At 71.6% G+C, this 15,377-nt stretch carries 15 protein-coding genes and 1 pseudogene; 7 read left to right on the top strand and 9 right to left on the bottom strand.

What is annotated here, in order from left to right:
* Window positions 1–55 precede the first annotated feature (55 nt).
* Window positions 56–631 (bottom strand): HhH-GPD-type base excision DNA repair protein, encoded by a 576-nt coding sequence (locus tag I6A81_RS19695; RefSeq protein WP_203001374.1) that lies wholly within the window; start codon window positions 629–631, stop codon window positions 56–58.
* A gap of 807 nt (window positions 632–1,438) precedes the next feature.
* Between I6A81_RS19695 and sigJ the strand changes: the two genes are divergently transcribed.
* Window positions 1,439–2,326: an RNA polymerase sigma factor SigJ gene (sigJ, locus tag I6A81_RS19700; RefSeq protein ID WP_203001372.1), complete on the top strand. Its 888-nt coding sequence runs from the start codon at window positions 1,439–1,441 to the stop codon at window positions 2,324–2,326.
* Between the two features lie 17 nt (window positions 2,327–2,343).
* Here the strand turns inward: sigJ and I6A81_RS19705 are convergent, their stop codons facing one another.
* Entirely contained in the window at window positions 2,344–3,552 is a 1,209-nt protein-coding gene (locus tag I6A81_RS19705) for an NAD(P)/FAD-dependent oxidoreductase (protein WP_203001370.1), read from the bottom strand.
* A gap of 453 nt (window positions 3,553–4,005) precedes the next feature.
* Between I6A81_RS19705 and I6A81_RS19710 the strand changes: the two genes are divergently transcribed.
* On the top strand, window positions 4,006–4,800 hold the full coding sequence (locus tag I6A81_RS19710) for a phytanoyl-CoA dioxygenase family protein (protein ID WP_203001418.1): 795 nt from the start codon (window positions 4,006–4,008) through the stop codon (window positions 4,798–4,800).
* A 72-nt stretch (window positions 4,801–4,872) separates the two neighbouring features.
* Here the strand turns inward: I6A81_RS19710 and I6A81_RS45660 are convergent, their stop codons facing one another.
* Window positions 4,873–5,847, bottom strand: coding sequence for a LysR family transcriptional regulator (locus I6A81_RS45660; protein ID WP_203001368.1), 975 nt, complete (start codon window positions 5,845–5,847; stop codon window positions 4,873–4,875).
* 64 nt (window positions 5,848–5,911) lie between these two features.
* Here I6A81_RS45660 and I6A81_RS19720 point away from each other — a divergent pair, with 64 nt between their 5' ends.
* Window positions 5,912–6,358: a group II truncated hemoglobin gene (locus I6A81_RS19720; RefSeq protein WP_203001367.1), complete on the top strand. Its 447-nt coding sequence runs from the start codon at window positions 5,912–5,914 to the stop codon at window positions 6,356–6,358.
* 176 nt (window positions 6,359–6,534) lie between these two features.
* Here I6A81_RS19720 and I6A81_RS19725 read toward each other — a convergent pair.
* From I6A81_RS19725 to I6A81_RS19745, 5 genes and pseudogenes are all read right to left on the bottom strand, one after another.
* Window positions 6,535–6,879: pseudogene (locus I6A81_RS19725) on the bottom strand (PPOX class F420-dependent oxidoreductase); the annotation flags it as partial.
* A 105-nt stretch (window positions 6,880–6,984) separates the two neighbouring features.
* Window positions 6,985–7,224 (bottom strand): hypothetical protein, encoded by a 240-nt coding sequence (locus I6A81_RS19730; protein WP_203001365.1) that lies wholly within the window; start codon window positions 7,222–7,224, stop codon window positions 6,985–6,987.
* Between the two features lie 45 nt (window positions 7,225–7,269).
* The gene (locus I6A81_RS19735; protein WP_203001363.1) at window positions 7,270–8,601 is read right to left on the bottom strand and encodes a S8 family peptidase; all 1,332 of its coding nucleotides are present in this window, start codon (window positions 8,599–8,601) and stop codon (window positions 7,270–7,272) included.
* Window positions 8,602–8,838: 237 nt separating this feature from the next.
* The gene (locus tag I6A81_RS43635; protein WP_307874768.1) at window positions 8,839–11,007 is read right to left on the bottom strand and encodes a DUF11 domain-containing protein; all 2,169 of its coding nucleotides are present in this window, start codon (window positions 11,005–11,007) and stop codon (window positions 8,839–8,841) included.
* Window positions 11,008–11,204: 197 nt separating this feature from the next.
* Window positions 11,205–12,392, bottom strand: a complete 1,188-nt coding sequence (locus I6A81_RS19745) for an epoxyqueuosine reductase (protein ID WP_203001361.1) — start codon at window positions 12,390–12,392, stop codon at window positions 11,205–11,207.
* Between the two features lie 206 nt (window positions 12,393–12,598).
* On the opposite strand from I6A81_RS19745, the gene I6A81_RS19750 reads away from it, so the two are divergent.
* A complete protein-coding gene (locus I6A81_RS19750) occupies window positions 12,599–13,036 on the top strand; it encodes a winged helix-turn-helix transcriptional regulator (RefSeq protein ID WP_203001359.1) in 438 nt (145 codons plus the stop codon).
* A 123-nt stretch (window positions 13,037–13,159) separates the two neighbouring features.
* Here I6A81_RS19750 and I6A81_RS44985 read toward each other — a convergent pair whose 3' ends face one another.
* The gene (locus I6A81_RS44985) at window positions 13,160–13,348 is read right to left on the bottom strand and encodes a winged helix-turn-helix transcriptional regulator (RefSeq protein ID WP_307874769.1); all 189 of its coding nucleotides are present in this window, start codon (window positions 13,346–13,348) and stop codon (window positions 13,160–13,162) included.
* 45 nt (window positions 13,349–13,393) lie between these two features.
* Between I6A81_RS44985 and I6A81_RS44990 the strand changes: the two genes are divergently transcribed.
* The 3 genes from I6A81_RS44990 to I6A81_RS19770 all read left to right on the top strand — a co-directional run bounded on the left by I6A81_RS44990 (window position 13,394) and on the right by I6A81_RS19770 (window position 15,368).
* Window positions 13,394–13,666: a DUF4235 domain-containing protein gene (locus I6A81_RS44990; RefSeq protein ID WP_203003837.1), complete on the top strand. Its 273-nt coding sequence runs from the start codon at window positions 13,394–13,396 to the stop codon at window positions 13,664–13,666.
* A gap of 516 nt (window positions 13,667–14,182) precedes the next feature.
* On the top strand, window positions 14,183–15,088 hold the full coding sequence (locus tag I6A81_RS19765; RefSeq protein WP_203003836.1) for a non-heme iron oxygenase ferredoxin subunit: 906 nt from the start codon (window positions 14,183–14,185) through the stop codon (window positions 15,086–15,088).
* Between the two features lie 82 nt (window positions 15,089–15,170).
* Window positions 15,171–15,368 (top strand): hypothetical protein, encoded by a 198-nt coding sequence (locus I6A81_RS19770; RefSeq protein ID WP_203003835.1) that lies wholly within the window; start codon window positions 15,171–15,173, stop codon window positions 15,366–15,368.
* Window positions 15,369–15,377: the final 9 nt, after the last annotated feature.

Below are 15,377 nucleotides of genomic sequence, written 5' to 3' on the forward strand. Positions count from 1 at the left end.
GACTCAGCCCACGGCGGCGGGCCGGCCTCCCGGTCGCCGCGCCGTGCCTGTCAGGTCAGGCGACGCCCGACTTGGCCGCGGCCTTCATGGCCTTCTTGAAGTCGCGTACCTGGATGCGGGTCTCGGGGCTGGTGATATCGGCGACGGAGCGCAGGCTGCCCTCTTCACCGAACGGCTCGCTCACCTCACGCCACCCGGGTGGCGTGACGCCGAGTTGCTTGCCGAGTAGCGCGACGAAGATCTTCGCCTTCTGCTGGCCGAACCCGGGAAGCGCGCCGACCTGCCGCAGCAGCTGCCTGCCGTCGGCCGCCGACGTCCACACAGCTGCCGCATCACCGTCATACCTGTCGACGATCAACTGGCACAGTGCCTGCACCCGTTTGGCCATCGAGCCGGGAAACCGGTGCAGCGCCGGCACCTGAGAGAAGACCGCCACCAACGCGTCCGGATCGAAGGCCGCCAACTCGGCGACATCCAGCGAACGCCCAAGTCGCCTCGTCAGCTCCAGCGGCGCCGCGAACGCCCGCTCCAGCGGGATCTGCTGGTCCAGCACCATCCCGATCAACAGCGCCAGCGGGTCGTTCGTCAGCAGCTCGTCGGCATCGTCGATCTGACTCAGGTGCAGTCCCACGACACAACCGTAGCCGACGGCTCCGTGGCGGCCACCACTCCGTAAGTTGGAGCGCCGCGTAGCCCGTAGTCACGACAGGCTCCGTGGTCGTCAACATCCGGTGGTGCTCGGGTCGACCGCCCGCCGGCTGTCACGCCTCGTTCGTCTTTCGAGAAGCCCAACGACCCGCCGTCTACGGTGAACGGGACCTACGCGCTTCATCGCCCGAGGCGAAACCGCGGCACCGCCCACGCCAGGGTCACGGCCCGAAAAGTGCCAGCGGGACTATGGCGACATCACCGCGTCGGCGGTCGGCGCGCTCGCCCGCGGCAAGATCCGCTGCCCGACCACCGGCATCACCAGCCTCGTCCAGGCTGTCCGCGCCCTTCACCTCGACACCACCGACCGAGGTTGAAAAGGCTCTCGGGCATCTCGACGCGGTGCGCACCGACATCGACGCCCGGGGAAAGGTGTCGCGGGGCGCCGCGTTCGGCCCCGGGCGCGGGCCGAAGATCGGCGGGCCCGGGCGGCTCGTCGGCCACCCGGGCCCGGGCGGTCAGAGCTCGCCGCGCGGTCGACAGAACACGGACATCACCTGGGTGGCGTTCACCCCGGTGCTGTCGATGACCGACACGGTGAGCCGGTTGAGGGTGTTGGGAGCACACGGGCCGTCTCCACTGACAAGCGGGATCGGTGACAGGTCGGTGGGCTCGAAGTCACGATGGAACGAGCCGGCCTCCTCGCGCGGCGCACCCGTTGCGCGGACCGCTCGTGTGCCAGGTGGCGCGATTCCTCGGGCGGTCCGGAAGGCGATGGCTGGAGGCGAGAATGACCGACACGGTGAAGCCGGACGTCGCGGACGCGGTGCGGGTCTTCGAGGAGCATCGGGGCCGGTTGCGGGCGGTGGCCTACCGGGTGCTGGGGAGTTTCAGCGACGCCGAGGACGTCGTCCAGGACGCGTGGCTGCGCTGGAACGGCGTGGAGATCGCCACGGTCGACGACCCCGAGGCCTACCTGGTGCGGATCACCACCAGGCTGGCGATCGACCGGCTGCGCAGCGCCCAGTCACGCCGCGAGTCCTATGTGGGCCCGTGGCTGCCCGAACCCGTACTCACCAGTCCGGATGTCGCCGAGGACGTCGTCCTGTCGGACTCCGTGTCGACTGCGCTGCTGCTGGTGCTCGAGACCCTGTCGCCGATCGAACGCGCCGTGTTCGTGCTACGAGAGGCGTTCGGCTATCCGTACGGCACGATCGGGGAGATCGTCGGGCGCAGCGAGGCGACGGCCCGCCAGACCGCCCGCCACGCCCGCGAGCACGTCGAGGCGCGGCGCACCCGTTACGACACCGACCTGGCGACCCGGTCGGCGGTGACCGAACGCTTCCTCGCCGCTTCCGCCGGGGGTGACCTCGCGAAGCTCATCGAGGTCCTGGCTCCTGACGTCAGCCTCGTCAGCGACGGCGGCGGCCTCGCCCCGGCGCCGCGCAAGGCCATCCATGGCGTGGACCTGGTGGCGCGAGCCCTGGTCACCTTCGCGGGGCGGATGCCTGAGGAGGCGAACATCCACCTGGTCATGCTCAACGGCGGGCCGGGCATCGTCGTCCGCTCCGGCCTGGCACCGGTGGCGGCGATCAGCCTGCACCTGGTGGATGGTGCCGTGCGCACCATCCACCTGGTCAGCAACCCCGAGAAGCTGGCGGGGCTGCGTGACCTGTGACCGCCGCCGTCCGGAGCTCACGCGGCGGGGAGACGGCGCGCCGCTCGTCCGCCGCGGCTCGACATCGCCGCCGCGGGCAGCGGCACCCGCCGCGCGAGACGGTAGGTCGAGCGCGGGCTGCTGGTGACCGTCTCCTTGTAGCGGACGGCGGCCCGGCCGCGCAGGTACCAGCGGCGAGGGGTGTCGTCCGCGTGGGTGAACTGGATGACCGCGTCGCGTCGGCCGAGACTCACCGGCTGATGGAGGTAGCCGAAGCGGAACGGCCTGGCCTCGCGGCCCCGCATCCGCCGCGCGATCGAGGCGGCGGCGTGTGCCCCGGTGGGGATCCCGCTCTGGCAGGTGCCGTGGATGACACCCCAGGCCTGATGGATCGCGGCCGCGTCGCCGATGGCGTAGATCGCCGGATCGCTGACCGCGCGCAGCGTCTCGTCCACCACGATCCGGCCCGTCGCGTCGACGGTCAGGCCCGCCTCGGCGGCCAGCGGCGAGGCCCGGAAGCCCGTCGTCCACAGCACCGCGTCCGCCGGGACGATCTCGTCGCCCAGCTCCACACCGTCGGGAAGCACCTTGGTGATCTCCACCCCGGCCCGGACCTCGACGCCGAGGCGGTCGAGCGCCCGCTGGACGTGGGCGCGGGCACGCGGGCCCATCATGGCGGCGGGCTCGTTCCGGCCGAGCAGGATGACGTGGATGCCCGGGTAGGACTCGGCGATCTCAGTGGCCGCCTCGAGCCCGGTGAGGCCGGCCCCGCCCACCGCCACGGTGCCGGTGCCGATCTGGGCCAGCCGGCCCGCGAGCCGCGCCGCCTCCGTCGGGCTGTTCAACGTGTGCGCGTGCAGGCTGGCGCCGGGGACCGGATCGGTGTCGGCCGCGCTACCGGTCGCATACACCAGCGTGTCGTAGGGCACCGGCAGGGGCCCCTGCGCGGTGTCGACGTGCAGCACCCGGCCGGCCCGGTCGATCCGCGTCGCCCATCCCTGGACGAACTCGATGCCGGCGGGCTCGACGAGGCTCGGAATGTCGATCTCGGCCATCCGCTGGGCGGTCGCGATCTGGTGCATCCGCAGCCGCTCGGTGAACCGTGCCGACGGGTTGACCAGCACCACCTTCCCGCCGAGCCGGCGGGTGCGGCGGGCGACTCCCAGCGCACCCATCAGGCCGGTGTAGCCGGCGCCGAGAACCACGATCCGGTGCTGCTGCCGCGTCGCCCTGCCTCTGCCTGCCATGATCGACTCCTTCGTCGCGCGCCGCCCGTTGTCGGGCGGCTTCGACTCACGGACGAGACAGCCGGGCAGGACGTGAAAACAGGGCGCGTGACCTGCATCACGATGGAAGGGTGACCTGCGTCATGGTCGTGGGAGCGGGCGGCCCGTCCGCGGCCGGCAGGACGCGGCCGAGCCGGGCATCGTGATGATGCGCTGGCAGGCCAGCCACCCTTCCCCCCTTTTTGGCCCTGCCTGCTGTCCGATGACCGGCGGATGGGGACCGCGGAGGGTGGCTGGCATACCGGTGCCGATCGCGTGCGTCGTCGGCATCCGCGTCGTGCGGCCTCGAGGCTAACGCGGTGATGTTTGCGACGTGCCACATCCACCCACAGGGCCGGGCGATCAAGGGTGCCGGCGTCGGCGAAAACCCTTTGAGTGATCGTGCCCGGCCGGCCAGGATCGGTGGCCGAGGTGATGGCCGCCGTGGCGACGTTGACCGACGAAGAGATCCAGAGATTCATCGACGAGGGCTTCGTCCATGTGCGCGAGGCGTTCCCGAGGGCGTTGGCCGACGAATGTCGTTCGATCCTGTGGCGGATGACCGGCCTCGATCCCGACGACCCGGCGAGCTGGACACACCCCGTCGTCCGCATCGACGGCAGCGGGGAGAAACCGTTCCGGCAGGCCGCCAACACACCGCGGCTGCACGACGCCTACGACCAGCTCGTCGGGGCGGGCCGGTGGCGGCCACGCACCGGCCTCGGCACCTTCCCCATCCGTTTTCCCCATCCGGACGACCCGGGCGACGCCGGCTGGCACATGGACGGCGGCTATCTGCCGGACGGCGAGACGTGGTTCTGGTTGAACATCCGGTCCCGCGGCCGCGCTCTGCTGATGCTTTTCCTGTTCTCCGACGTCGGCTCGGAGGACGCACCGACACGCATCAAGATCGGATCACACCTGGACGTTCCACCGTTCCTGGCGGCCGGGGGCGAGGAGGGCCGAAACGGGCTGGCGGTGTGCAGGGAGATGGACGAGGCCGGAAAACTCGACAGCCCTGACCGTCCGCTGGCTCTCGCGACCGGCCAGGCCGGTGACGTGTACCTCTGCCATCCCTTTCTGATCCACGCCGCGCAACGGCACCGTGGCTCCGTTCCGCGTTTCATCGCCCAGCCGCCGCTGGACCCGGCGTGCCTTCTCGATCTGGACCGCGCCGACGGCTCCTACTCCCCGGTCGAACTCGCCGTCCGGCGGGGTCTTACCGGCTGAGACGCCGACTGCCTGGAGTCCGGCCACGGGGTCGCGCCGACCGGGCGCCGCGGCCCGACGGATTCCTCGTCCTCACCTGGGCGGCTGGCCGGAGGCGAGCGCCGTGGCGAGGTCGATGAAGTCACGGGCAGGCGCGGGCAGGGCGGCCGAGTTCCAGGCGATGGCGACGTCCGAGCCGGGAATGTCCGCGACCTCGACGAACACCAGGCCGGGCCATCGCTGCGCGCGGGCGATCGAGGCGGGGACCAGTCCGACCGCCTGGCCGGCGCGGGCCGCGTCGAGCAGATCATCCAAGGTGTGGCCCCGCGCGCCGAACCGCGCCGGCCTGGTACGTCGCTCGTTCACCCGCCAGAACGCGCACCAGACGGGGTCCGACGCGACGACGTCGATCCACGGCAGATCGGCGATCTCCTCGAACCCGACGCTCTGCCTGGTCGAGAGCGGATGACCATCCCAGAGGGCCACGAACCTCGGCTCGGTGGCCACCACGATCAGATCCAGCCCCGCGCTGGTGAACGGCGGCCGCACGATCGCGACGTCGCTCAGGTGGGTGCGCAGGCCGCCAGTCGGATCCTCCAGGCCATAGTGCTTCGTCACGACGCGGACACCGGGGTGCCGTCCGGCGTAGGCGTGCAGCAGTCTCGGCGTGATCTCGACCGCCGCGGTGGCGGCCAGCCCGATCCGCAGGCTGGCGCCACCGCTGGCGGCGAGGTCGTCCGCGGCGGTCGCGCAGCGCTCCGCGACGGCGAGCAGGTCACGGGCGTAGGGCAGCCACCTGGACCCGCGCTCGGTCAGCGCCACGGCGCGGGTGGAGCGCTCGAACAGGTCGAACCCGACGTGCGACTCGAGCCGCGCGATCGCGCTGCTGAGCGACTGCTGGGCGACGTTGAGGCGCCGCGCCGCGCGGGTGAAGTTCAGCTCCTCGGCGACGGCCACGAAGTAGCTGAGCTGACGGAGGTCGAACCGCGCCGCGACGGACCGCGGCGATGATCTACCGACGGCCGCTGTGGGGCTACCGAAAACTTCTGTTTCCCCTGCTGTGGGCACCGCTCTAGCGTTTCACGCAGTCGATGCGCGGGACAGCGCATGCTGGGCGATGGGATCCCACACCATGGCAGAAACGCTGTACGAGCACGCCGGCGGTGATGCCGCCCTGCACCGGCTTGAGGAGCTGTTCTACCAGAAGGCGCTCGCCGATCCGGTGTTGAGCAAGCTCTTCCCTGAGCCCGTGCCGACCCATGTCGACCGTCTCACCTGGTTCACCGGGGAATCGTTCGGCGGCCCCGACCGCTTCAGCCGCGAGGTCGGTTTCCAGTATCTGATCGACGTGCACCGGCATCTCCAGATCACCGACGAGCAGCGGGAACGGTTCGTCGAGGCATACCTCCAAGCGCTCGACGAGGCCGACCTGCCCGACGACGCCCCCTTCCGCGCGGCGGTGCGCGAGCACATCGAGTTCGGCGCGCGGGTCGCCCAGCAGAACTCCTGGGCCGCCACCGACGCCGAGCTGCACCCGATCCGCGAGGTGCCCCGCTGGCAGTGGAGCCCGGACGGCTGACCACCCGAATCCCGCCCTCCGCGCCGGGGACGAGATCGGCGACCTGAGCGGTAGCAAGGACCTCTGGACCGCCGAAACGGCTCACCTCGATGGCGCGCGTCGGGGCACGCCCCGCCGCGCCGGTCGGCGATGTCGCGTACGTGCAGGCCGGGCTGGTCGGGATCGACGTTGTAGGCGATCACGCGCGCCGGGCGAATCCGGATGATCTCGGGAGCGAGGTGCGGGTCCGCGGGCAGGTGAGTGGCCGTCTCGGCGATGCCGCGGATCTCCAGGAAGTGCGCGCCCTGAGCAGTCGGCTCGGTCACCTCGTCGACCACGAACGCGACCCGCGGACGTGCCTGGACGTTGCGGTATTTCGCGCTGCTGGCCATCGCGTACCCCGCGATGTCGATCGTTTCCAGAGCAACGTTGTAGGTGAAGCCGAGCGGCTTCACCTGCGGCGTGCCGTCCGGGCCAATGGTGGACAGGTGGCCCCGTTCCTGCCGGGTCAGGAACCGGTACTCGGCATCAGTGAGGATCATGTGACCGAGGCTAGGACCTCACGCCAGCTTGAGGTCAAAGGTCACCGCGCGGCAGCTCGGCCGCTGGCGCCGCCGAGCCGCCCCGCGGGACGTGTCTCGGGCTCGTCACTGGATGGGCGAGTCCGATGGTGGCAGCTGGAACGATCTCTCGGGCTCGACCGCCTTCACGCCCTCGACGTTCGCCAGTGACCGTGAGTCGGTGCCCGCTATCGATCCGGTGATCACTCCTATGTCGTCGAGGGCCTGGTCGATGTGCATGCCGTTGGCCCGCAGCGCGGCGGAAACCTCCGCGATTCTGGTCAGATACGCGTCGTCGACGGTGACGATCACACCGATGTCCTCCACCGGCTGACGGTACCCATCGTCCGGGTGTTCCACAGCCGACGGCACCTAGGGTGCCTGCACGAGGCCCGTGCCCACATCGCGGGCCGGCAGCGGGAGCCTTTTCGCCGTCGTCGCCAGGAGGTCCGCGAGATCGGTCGCGCTGATACCGGGCTTCGCCTCCACGAGCAGGGCCGCAATTCCCGCGACGTGCGGGGTGGCCATGCTCGTACCCATGATCGCCTTGTACCTGGACGGCATCGGCCAGGTCGAGTGCACCCGGACTCCCGGCGCGGCGACGTTGACCTCGCCGCCATTCGGGTTGACTCCGCCGCACGAGAAGAGGGCCACGTCGAGGTTCTCGTCAACCGCCGCGACGGCGAGGATGGAGGGGCAGTTCGCCGGATGCCCGACCGGCTGGATGCTCCCGTCCTGGCGCCGGCTTTCATTACCGGCCGCCGCGATGACCAGGGTTCCCTGGTCCAGCGCGCGCCGCGCCGCGTTCTCGAAAACAGCCGACGGCGACTGCCCGATGACCGTCGGGGCGCCGAGCGACATGGAGACGATATGGCAGCCGTTTCGGACCGCCCAGGAAATTCCCGCGAGAATCTGCGTGTCGGTACCGCGCCCGGTGTTGTCCAGCACTTTCCCGACGAAGATGTCGGCGTTGTAGGCGACTCCATAGCGCGGCGCCACCCCCGGCTGGCGTGGCCCGCACGCGGTGCCGACGCAGTGCGTCCCGTGGCCGACCACGTCCTGGACGTCCTGGCCCGGCACGAACGACTGCGTCACAAGCCGGCGATCGGCGAAGTCCGGGTGCTTCAGATCGAAGCCGGTGTCGAGAACGGCCACCTTGACTCCGCGCCCGCTGTAGATCGAGTCGATCACGGCGGTGGCCTGAAGACCCCACGTGCTCTGGGACTCGTCCCAGACCCGGGTGCCCATGCCGTTGGGGGCGCCGTGTTCGGCCCGGCCGTTCGGCTTCTCGGTGACGCCGTCGACGATGCCCTCGACGAGCGCGTTCACCGCGTCGCGGTATCCCCGCAGGTAGAACTGGCTCTCGGTGGACGGCGCGGCCGTCGTGGCGTAGACGACGCGTTCGGCCTCCACCACGTGGACCGCGCTGCTCTCGTGCGCGACCGCGAGCAGGCCGGCGGCGCCCTCGGGTGGGACCTCGACGACGGCCACGCCGAGTTCGGGAAACATGAGGCCGTCCGCGCCCGACGGCGGAACCGAGGTCCCGGCCGGGAGGTCATGCGCGTCGGCGATCCTGGTGTCCGTCGCCCGCTGAACCGCCGCGATACCCGCCTGCTTCTCCCCCTGATCGAGCAGTACCAGGTACCTACCGGTGGTCTCGGTCCTGGGTTCTCTGGGGTCTGATCCAAAAAATGGCCTGCTCACTGGTACCCTTCCGTGGCCAGAACACCGCTACCGGAAACTCGCCGCCCGCATCCGAGGGTGCGCGCCTCCAGCCAACAGTCCCAACCTGTTCTCGGCAACCCGATCAAAATGCCGGGAACACGTCCGGGAAAATCCGGAAGGCCGGGCGGGAAAAGAATCCCAGGAGCCGCGAGGGCCCGGAAAACGGCCGGGGCCCGCGCGCCGTGGCGACGGCGCGCGGACCCCGGAGGAACTGGATCAGGCCCCGCCGCTGATGGTCGTCGTGAAGTTGACGGTCGAGAACACGCCCTCCTGGACGTAGTTCGCCTTGTTTTCAGCGGACTCGAGCGGAGCGAAGATGGCGGTCAGGTAGTACACGTCGATCTGCAGACTGCTCATCGTGAGCGTCAGCGTCGACAGGTTCGCCCCCGGGTAGAGGGCCGGGACGAGTGGGCACGGATTGGCGCTCAACGTCTCGCACGTCCAGTAGACGACCCCGATCGGCGCGGGAGCCGCCGGGTTGGCGGCGTTGACGAACGACGCGGTCCAGCTCGCGGTGCCGGGCGCGCTGATGTCGATCACAGGGGGGTTGCCCGGGTCAGGGGTGATGACGACGGCGACCGGCGCCGGCCGGGGCGTCGCGGTGGCCGAGGCGGTGTCGTTGCCGGGCACCGGGTCGGACGTGGCGGCGGAAACGGTGGCGCTGACCGTCTGGGCGCCGAGCGCGACATCCCCGGCGAGGGCGGAGACGGTGAGCGTGGCCTGGGCGCCCGGCGCGAGGTCGCCGATGGTCCAGACCCCGGTCGACGAGTCGTAGGTGGTCGTCCCGGACGGGCTGGCGACCGGCGTCACGAGCCCCGCCGGGATCGCGACGGCGGCGCTCACACCCTGCGCGGCGGTGGTGGCGCTCGTGTTCGTCACCGTCGTCGTGAAGGTCACGTCGTCGTAGTAGACCGGCGAGGGACTGCTCACCGACTGCGCGACCGCGAGGTCGGCCCCACCCGGCGGCGGACTGTCGTAAACGGTGGTGAAGACGAGGACCGTGGAGGCGGTCTCCTGGACGTAGTTGACACTGGCGGCGTCGGGCGTGAAGAGCGCGTAGAGGCTGACCTCGCCGATCGGCAGGCCGGTGGCCGAGAGCGACAGCGTCAGGATGTTCGGTGTGCTGAGCGCCGGGGAGTCGCCGCACGGCTCGCCATTGCCGCCGATGCAGCTCCAGTGGAACGTTCCGGTCGGCGCCGGCGCGGCGGGATTGGCGGCGTTGGCGAACGACGCGGTCCAGGTCACCGTTCCGGGAACGCCGACGTCGATCGGCTGGGGGTTGGCCGGGTCCGGCGTGATGGTGACCTCGACCGGCGCCGGCCGCGAGGTCACGGTGGCCGACGCGGTGTCGTTGGCCGACACGGGGTCGGGGGTCGCGGCGGAGACGGCCGCGGTCAGGGTCCTGGCGCCGAACCTGACATCGTCGGCGAGGGCCGAAAGGCTGAGCGTCGCCTGGGCGCCCGGCGCGAGGTCACCGATGGTCCAGATCGCCGTCGCCGGGTCGTAGCTGGTCGCCGCGGACGGGGTGACGACCGGGGTCACGAGCCCGGCCGGAATCGTGAGGACGACGCTCACGTCCTGCGTGGCGGTGGTGGCGCTCGTGTTCGTCACCGTCGTCGTGAAGGCCACGTCGTCGTAGTAGACCGGCGAGGGGTTGTCGACCGTCTGCGTGACGGCCAGGTCGGCCTCGGCGGCGGCCGTGCCGACGGTCAGAACCGCCGTCGCCGCGATGCCCTTGTTCTTCACGGTGACGGTGTGCGTGCCCGGCGCGGTCGCGGTGCACGTCGCGCCCGCGCAGCTCCCGTTGGGGCTGATGCTGTACCTGGTGCCGCTCGGGTCGAGGGCCACCGCGTTGCCGAAGGCGTCGAATCCCCGCGCCGTGTACGCCTGGGTCGCGCCGGGGGCGATCGTCGACGTCGTGGGACTGACCGTGAGGCTCGCCAGCGGCCCGGCGCTCACGGTGAAGGTGTTCGCGTCCGCGAACGGGATCGCCGCCCCGCCGGCCGGCGTGAACGCGGCCGGGAAGGCGAAGGTGCCCGGCGTGGTCGGCACGGTCACGTTGCCGTAGGCCAGGGTCGCCGTCTGCCCGTCGGCGCAGTCCGTCGCGACGGTGATCACATTCGATCCGTCGGGCTGGGCGGCGGTCCCCACCACCTGGAACTGGGCGCACCCCGAGGTCACGCCGAGATAGCCCGGCGCCGACGGAGTTGCTGACTGCGGCGCGGAGAAGCCGGCCGGCACGGCGATGGTGATCGTGCCGGGAGCCGTCGGTTTCTGGGCCCGATACGTCCAGCCGAGGGCTACACCCTGAGCGCCGGCGGTTGCCTTCTTGTTGATGTGCTTGAGGCTTCCCGGATTGACCGTCGCGGCCTGGGCGGTGCCCACGACCAGGAGTGGCCCAACCAGCGCGGCGGCCGTCAGCGCGGCCCTCAGCCTGGCTCGGCCAGGCCGCCCCGACCGACCAAGCGCGGCACGTATTACCACTACTTACCCCCCGTGCACCCCGACAGGAAATACCTGGATGCCAGACCGTACTCGAAATCCGGCGAATCCGGGCGGTTCCGGCCGGCGTGGTCGGCGGTCTACGGCGCAGGCCGCCGCGCGTCCATGTCGCCGCCCGCGTCGCCGGCCGCGTCGGCCGGCTTTCCCGCCCGGCCGACGTGTTTGATCGGCTTGTGCGGGAAGCGTCTACGGGCATGCAGCTCGGCCGGTGAGCCGGCGATGACGTAGAGGTTCTCCACCTTGTCCTGGAGCGGGCGGAGTACCAGCGACATGAACTCCTTGCGGTCGTCGAGGTAGGGCTCCAGGACGTCCTCGCCGGCCGGGCACACCGCCAGGCAGTACGCCGCCTTGTAGTTCGCCTTGAAGGACAGGCTCTGCCACATCGAGGCGTTCTCGCTGTCGGTGACCCGGGCGCGGAAGTCCGCGCCGTCCCGGCTGTCCGCGACGGTCTCGACCCAGTCCGTGAAACCGCCCATGAACTCCCGGTAATTGTGGGTGAAGCAGGCGAAGAAATCGAAGGAACCGTCCTTCGCGATCGCCCCCACCGGGCACGCAGCTATGCAGAGCTTGCACTCGAGGCAGGGGTTGTAGTCGATCGGCTCGCCATACTCGCTGACGTCCGCGGCCACAAGGATCGTCGCCAGCAGGACGAAGCTGCCGAACCGAGGGTGAATCACGTTGCGATGGATGCCGATGGCTCCAAGCCCGGCGGCCACGGCGACCGTCTTGTGGGCGACGACCCAGATCCGGCCCGGATAGCGGTCCATCTCCATCGGAAACGTCGCCGACGGGTTCACCGCGCGATACCCGGCATCCTGGAGCTCCCGGACCACGGAACGGGCCGCCTCATTGATGATCTCACCCGAGCGGTGGAACTCCTGGTTGGCGACGCTTCGCTCCGGAGAACGCACGTTGTCCCGGTTCATCCGGACGACCAGGGAGATCAGGGCCCGGGTCCCGGGCAGGGCCCGCTCCACGTGCTCGCGCTCGCCCGCGAGCTCGGGACGGTCCAGCGGCACCGCCGAGACGTCGTCCGCTCCCGCGCGCAGCGCCACCTCCCGCAGCCAGCCGCCGTCGATCACGCGGGGAGCCCTCCTGGCCGCGGCCTCGTCGTCCGCGCCCAGCGGCCGCCCCGGCAGCTCCCGGGACGCGGCCCGCTCGGCGGCCTCCCGCTCGGCGCGGCGGTCGAGCACGGCGGCCACCGACGGGTGCGCGGCGAGCCGGGGCGCCATCCCTGGGCGCGCCTGCCGGTTGGACGGCTGCTCCATCGGGGCCTCCTGATCCTCACGAGTAGGTTGTGTTTTCCAACCTACCAGCGGACCAATCGTCCGTCATGGCCGTGACGTGCTAAGTTGGTTTTCCAGACCGACAGAGCCGAACAGTGCGGTCCGAACAGTGCCGTCCAAGCAGTGCGGCCCAAGCAGGGCGGTCCGAACACGGCGGTCCGAAGGACACGGCCAGGGAGAGTCCGATCATGGCCACCAATGGGCGAGAGTGCTCGATCGCCAACGCGCTCGCCGTCATCGGCGAGCGCTGGAGCCTGCTCGCCCTGCGCGAGGTCCTGCTGGGCGTCCGCCGGTTCGACGAGATCGCCCGCAACACCGGGGCCAGCCGGGACATCCTCGCGGCCCGGCTGCGCACCCTCGTCGACCGCGGCGTGCTGGCCAAGGAGCTGTACCAGGAGCACCCGCCGCGCTACGAGTACGTCCCGACCGCGGCGGCCCGCGACCTCCAGCCGGTCATCCTCGGCCTGATGCAGTGGGGCGACAGGTACGCCACCGAGGGGCCGCCCCCGTCCGTCTTCGCGCACGACTGCGGCGCCGAGCTGCGCCTACAGATCGTCTGCGCGCACTGCGACCGGCCCGTCGAGCCGGGATCCACCCACGCCGTCCGCCTCGGCGCCGTCCGCTGACGGCGACGCCCGGCCGGGAGCCCTCCGGTGGCTCCCGCGCCGACCCGCCCGACCGACGCGCGCGCCCTTCTCGCTCGGGCATCCACCGCGAGCCTGGCCGTGCGGCCCGAGCTCCGTCCGCGCCTACACCTCGCCGGCCGGTGCACCGGCCGGCCGCCCGTCCTCGGCCGCTTCCGCCGGCTGATGGGTCACCGCCCAGGCACAGATCGCGGCGAGCGGCGCCTGCAAGGTCTTGCCGAGCTCGGTGAGGGCGTATTCGACGTGCTGTGGCGGCGGGGGCGGGGGGGGACGCGCCGCGGGCGCGGCCGCCACGGCCGGCGTGGTGGTGACGGTCGTCCTCCTGCTCAGGAGGCGGGGGTGACCAGAGGCGGGAAGATCGCTTACAAGCCGGTGGGCATGGTCGGTGGTGTGCTGGCCGGAGCTGTGTCGGGATTCCTCGTGAGGAAGACCTGGGCCGCCATCTCCGGTGAGGAGGAGACTCCTGGGGCGCTGCGACTCGACCACGGCTTCGCCGAGGTGGTCCTCGCCGCCGCCCTGCAGGGCGCGGTGTTCGCCGCCACGAGCACCGCGATCAACCGGCTCGGGGCGCTCGGTTTCCGGCGCGCGACCGGAGTGTGGCCGGGGGACTGAGACCCGGACCGAGCCTCGCGCTCGCCCGAAGACCGTGATCGCCCGGAGCGGCCGATGGCCGCTCCGGGCGATCGGCGTCTGGCGTCGGACCTTCTGGCAGCCGAGGCCACGCGAAACGGTCTATCGCGTTGTCCGTGAGTCCGCGAACGTTCCTGGAACGGCGCCGCCCTGACCGACAGCGAGCTTCCACAGGTCGAAAGGAAGGCGGTGCCGGCGGCCGACCGGCCGACCGCGTCCGCCGTCGGATCCTGGGCGTGCGCGACGAACCCGCCGGACGCCGTCCGGTCGCCGAGGCCGGACGTGGCGAGCATGCGGAGGCGGCGGGACCGTGCATGGCCGCTGCCTACCTACCCCGCCGCCCGAGGTCCCCAACCTGACCCCGGCGGCCGGCGGCTTTGCGTGGCGGAACGTGTGCGAGAAGCGAGCGGGGGTATGCGCCGGGCATCGATCGGGCCGCGGCGCGCTGCCGGTGGCCATGACGGTTGTGTCAGGGGCGGGTCTCACGAAGAGGTAGCTATGCGCGTGTCCGAACGGGTAGTCGAGCGGCTCGAGCAGGGGCGGGAGCTTGATCCGATCGCTGGGCGCCTTGCGTCGTTCTGGTCGGTGGCGCTTCGGTCGGAACGGTTGCGTGATCTCCTGAGCGGCCGGCCGCTCGGCCATCCGCTGCATCCGGCGGCCGTGATCGTTCCGGCGGGGACGCTGCTGAGCGCGACCCTGCTGGACGTCACCGGCGGTCCGGGCACGCGGCCGGCCGCGCGGCGGCTCATCGGGGTCGGCCTGCTGTCGGCCGCCCCGGCCGCGGCGGCCGGGTGGGCGGACTGGCTCGACACCGAAGGCGCCGAGCGCCGGGTCGGGATCGTGCACGCGACGGCCAACCTCGTCGGCGTCATGAGCTACGCGGCGTCGTGGTGGCAGCGCCGCCGCGGCGGGAGTGGGCTGGCCGCGGGCCTCGCCGGGGCGACCGCCCTCGGCGTCGGAGGATGGCTGGGAGGCCATCTGGCCTACGCGCTGGGGGTGGGGGTGGACACCACCGCGTTCCAGCGGGGCCCGGCCGACTGGACGGACGCGCTGGCGGCCAGCGAGGTGACCGCGGTGCCGCGGGCGGTCGACGTCGACGGAGCGCCCGTGCTGCTGACCAGGGTCAACGGCCGGATCGTCGCGATCGGTAACCGTTGCACCCACCGGGGCGGCCCCCTGGCCGACGGCGAACGCGACGGCGACCGCGTGACGTGCCCCTGGCACGGGAGCCGGTTCGAGCTGGCCTCCGGCGAGGCCGTCCTGGGCCCGGCCACCCGCCCCCAGCCGGTGTACGAGGTCCGCGAGATCGACGGGCGGGTGGAGATCCGCCGGCTGGAGGCGCGGGCGCTGCGCGCCAACCCCGTCGGTCCGGCGCCCGGTCGGGTACTGACCGGCCAACGGTGAGGCGGGCCGAGAGCCAGCGAGTCTCCCGGCCGGTCCTGGCGTGTTCTGCCAGCCGTTCGGACGCCAAGGCCGAGGCGGTTTGATGAGCGTGGTGGGCTACCTGCAAGCCCATGACGTCGTCGAGGGGGGTTCCTCGACCGGGCCGCGACGGCCCTGGGGCGCGACGGCTCCGGGGACGGCGCGGACGTGGCGCGAGCGGCCGCTGTGGCGCCCCGCCACCGCCCGCCGGTGGGCGGCGGCCTCGCCGCGCGCGGGCGTGGCGGACGGGGGAGTCGCGTGACAGCATTCG

It is taken from the genome of Frankia nepalensis, from assembly GCF_016786325.1.
Taxonomy (GTDB): domain Bacteria; phylum Actinomycetota; class Actinomycetes; order Frankiales; family Frankiaceae; genus Pseudofrankia; species Pseudofrankia nepalensis.

Coding starts and splice junctions, on each gene's coding strand:
- sigJ (WP_203001372.1), top strand. CDS start 1,439: ATGACCGACACGGTGAAGCCGGACGTCGCGGACGCGGTGCGGGTCTTC.
- I6A81_RS19705 (WP_203001370.1), bottom strand. CDS start 3,552: ATGGCAGGCAGAGGCAGGGCGACGCGGCAGCAGCACCGGATCGTGGTT.
- I6A81_RS19710 (WP_203001418.1), top strand. CDS start 4,006: ATGGCCGCCGTGGCGACGTTGACCGACGAAGAGATCCAGAGATTCATC.
- I6A81_RS19720 (WP_203001367.1), top strand. CDS start 5,912: ATGGCAGAAACGCTGTACGAGCACGCCGGCGGTGATGCCGCCCTGCAC.
- I6A81_RS19745 (WP_203001361.1), bottom strand. CDS start 12,392: ATGGAGCAGCCGTCCAACCGGCAGGCGCGCCCAGGGATGGCGCCCCGG.
- I6A81_RS19750 (WP_203001359.1), top strand. CDS start 12,599: ATGGCCACCAATGGGCGAGAGTGCTCGATCGCCAACGCGCTCGCCGTC.
- I6A81_RS19765 (WP_203003836.1), top strand. CDS start 14,183: ATGCGCGTGTCCGAACGGGTAGTCGAGCGGCTCGAGCAGGGGCGGGAG.
- I6A81_RS19770 (WP_203003835.1), top strand. CDS start 15,171: ATGAGCGTGGTGGGCTACCTGCAAGCCCATGACGTCGTCGAGGGGGGT.